The organism is Streptomyces sp. 13-12-16, from assembly GCF_002114215.1.
GTDB lineage: Bacteria > Actinomycetota > Actinomycetes > Streptomycetales > Streptomycetaceae > Streptomyces.
The window spans coordinates 1-2,703 of record NZ_NCTE01000717.1 but is presented as its reverse complement, the minus strand read 5'-3'; the positions used below and the strand labels follow the sequence as shown (position 1 = coordinate 2,703).

Here is a 2,703-nt window from a genome sequence, read left to right as displayed (position 1 = left end):
CGGCCGCCCCCGCCGCATCCGCCGTGGGGCGGCCCTGACCTTGGTGTTCGCGAGCGTGCTCGTCGCCGGCGCGGCCACGGGCAACCTCCCCGGGGCAGACGGCGGGGCCACGGCGGAGGGGTCCCCTCCGGCCGCTCCCGTCGGCCACCGGGCCGACGTCACCAGGGCGGCCGAGGAGGCCGCCGCCGACGGGACCTCCCCCCTGGAGGCCGCCCAGCGCGCCGTCAGCCGCAGCGGGGACCGCTGGGCCGCCGTCTACTCCCCGGACGAGTACGAGGAGTTCGAGGAGTCCCTGGACGGCCGGTACACCGGCGTCGGCCTGTGGGCCCGGGAGCGGGAGGGCCGTATCGAGGTGACGAAGGTGGGCGACGACACGCCCGCCGCCGACGCCGGCATCCGCGCGGGCGACCGTCTGCGCAGCGTCGACGGCGAGAAGGTCGACGGCCGGCCCGTCACGGAGGTCGTCTCCTTACTGCGCGGCGAGACCACCGGTGAGTCCGCCGGCACCACCGTCCGGCTCGGTCTGGAGCGCGGCACGCGCGCGTGGCACGAGACCGTGCGCCGCGCCAGGCTGTCCCGGGACACCGTCACGGTCCGCGAGCTCGCCTCCGGGGTGACCGTCGTCGAGGTCGGCGCCTTCACCAAGGGATCCGGCGACGAGGTCCGCGCCGCCGTACGGCAGGCCCCCGCCGGCGCCGGCATCGTCCTCGACCTGCGCGGCAACTCCGGCGGCCTGGTCGCCGAGGCGGTCACCGCCGCCTCCGCCTTCCTCGACGGCGGCCTGGTCGCCACGTACGACGTCGAGGGCGAGCAGCGCGCCCTGCACGCCGAGCCCGGCGGCGACACCACCAGACCCCTGGTCGCGCTCGTCGACGGCGGCACGATGAGCGCGGCCGAGCTGCTCACCGGCGCCCTGCAGGACCGCGGACGGGCGGTCGTCGTGGGCTCCCGCACCTTCGGCAAGGGCTCGGTCCAGATGCCGACCGAGCTGCCCGACGGCTCCGTCGCCGAGCTGACCGTCGGCCACTACCGCACCCCCTCCGGCCGCGGCGTCGACGGCCACGGCCTCACCCCCGACCTGGAGGCCGACGAGGAGGCGCTCCAGCGGGCCGAGACGGTCCTCAGCGGACTCGGCCGGTAGGGCGCCGTCGATAATCGGCTTCCCGTCGACCCCCTCCGTAGTGCGAAAATGGGCGGCACTATGGCTAAGGAAAAAGGGCGCAAACTGATCGCGCAGAACAAGAAGGCGCGGCACGACTACCTCATCATCGACACCTACGAGGCCGGCCTGGTCCTCACCGGCACCGAGGTGAAGTCCCTGCGTCAGGGGCGGGCGTCGCTGGTGGACGGCTTCGTCCAGCTCGACGGCAACGAGGCGTGGCTGCACAACGTGCACGTCCCGGAGTACAGCCAGGGCACCTGGACGAACCACAGCGCGCGGCGCAAGCGCAAGCTGCTGCTGCACCGCGAGGAGATCGACAAGCTGGAGTCCAAGTCCCAGGAGACGGGCCACACCATCGTGCCGCTCGCCCTGTACTTCAAGGACGGCCGCGCGAAGGTCGAGATCGCGCTGGCCAAGGGCAAGAAGGAGTACGACAAGCGGCAGACGCTCCGGGAGAAGCAGGACCGGCGCGAGACCGAGCGGGCGATCTCGGCGGTCCGCAGGAAGCAGCGCGCGTAGGCCCTCGCGGAGTGCCGGGGAATACGCTGGCACCGACCCGCGTTGGTCACGTACGATGGCGACAGCACCCCACAGCGGGTGCGGGCCCCCTCCTCGGAGGGACTTGAAAAATCAACATGGGGATGATCGGTTTCGACAGCGGCTGTCGAAGCAGGGGAAGCGTGTCGAGGAAGCGGCCATGATCTCGTAAACCACAGGCCGAAAAAAATAATCGCCAATTCCAAGCGATCTGTCTCCCAGGGCGAGCTCGCCCTCGCTGCCTGATCTTCAGGTAGCGAGCAGCGGCTCCCCTACTTAAGGGAGTGTCAGCCCGGGGATGTTCCCGACCCGGATCCTGGCATCAGCTAGGGAACTAAACCTTGATCCCGGTCACGGGGTGAAGAGGGAAACCACACAGTGACTGGGCCCGTCGGAGACTTGTCGGCGTGATCTCCGGGGCCGAGAAAAGCACAGCCGACTGCACACGGAGAAGCCCTGGTTCTGCACCGTTGGACGCGGGTTCGATTCCCGCCATCTCCACTCCACCCCATGTGGGCACGGGCCCCGTCGCTTCGAGCGGCGGGGCCTTTGTCATGCGGTCCGGGAAGCCCGGGTGCCGTACGGTCCGGGAAGCCCGGGGCGTCGGGCCGGGGCCGCACCGGCCGGTCACGCCCCGCGCGGTGCCGTGCTCGCCCGTTCCGTCAGCCGGGGCGGCAGCAGGGTGGCCTCCGGCACGGGGACACCGGACAGCTTCCGTACGAGCAGGTGCACCGCGCGGGTGCCCAGTTCCGCCGACGGCACGGCGACCGAGGTGACCGGGACGCGGGCCGACGCGGCGACGGGGGACGGGCAGACGGCGGTCAGGGACAGATCGCCGGGGACGCTCAGCCCCAGCTCCTCGAAGGCGTCGATCAGCGGATCGATCAGCGGTTCGTTGTGCACGACCACCCCCGTCAGCGCCGGCAGCTCGCGCACCAGCCGCCCGGCGATCGCGCGGGCGGCGTCCCGGCCGGCCCCGCACGGACGCACGGCCGAGGCGAGCC

At 72.1% G+C, this 2,703-nt stretch carries 3 protein-coding genes and 1 other RNA gene; 3 read left to right on the top strand and 1 reads right to left on the bottom strand.

Features of this window, described 5'->3' with window-relative positions:
• Positions 1 to 43 precede the first annotated feature (43 nt).
• The 3 genes from B7767_RS26955 (at position 44) to ssrA (ending at position 2,203) form a co-directional block, all read left to right on the top strand.
• Positions 44 to 1,141: a S41 family peptidase gene (locus B7767_RS26955; protein WP_179167298.1), complete on the top strand. Its 1,098-nt coding sequence runs from the start codon at positions 44 to 46 to the stop codon at positions 1,139 to 1,141.
• Positions 1,142 to 1,201: 60 nt separating this feature from the next.
• Positions 1,202 to 1,681, top strand: a complete 480-nt coding sequence (smpB, locus tag B7767_RS26950; protein WP_030834350.1) for an SsrA-binding protein SmpB — start codon at positions 1,202 to 1,204, stop codon at positions 1,679 to 1,681.
• Between the two features lie 118 nt (positions 1,682 to 1,799).
• Positions 1,800 to 2,203, top strand: a transfer-messenger RNA (tmRNA) gene (gene ssrA, locus B7767_RS26945).
• Between the two features lie 123 nt (positions 2,204 to 2,326).
• On the opposite strand, the gene B7767_RS26940 is transcribed toward ssrA, so the two are convergent.
• Positions 2,327 to 2,703, bottom strand: a 377-nt coding sequence (locus B7767_RS26940; protein WP_179167297.1) for a substrate-binding domain-containing protein, incomplete at its 5' end; no start/stop codon positions are given.

What these genes read in the sequence shown, in the direction of transcription:
- smpB (WP_030834350.1), top strand. Translation starts at nt 1,202, where the DNA reads ATGGCTAAGGAAAAAGGGCGCAAACTGATCGCGCAGAACAAGAAGGCG.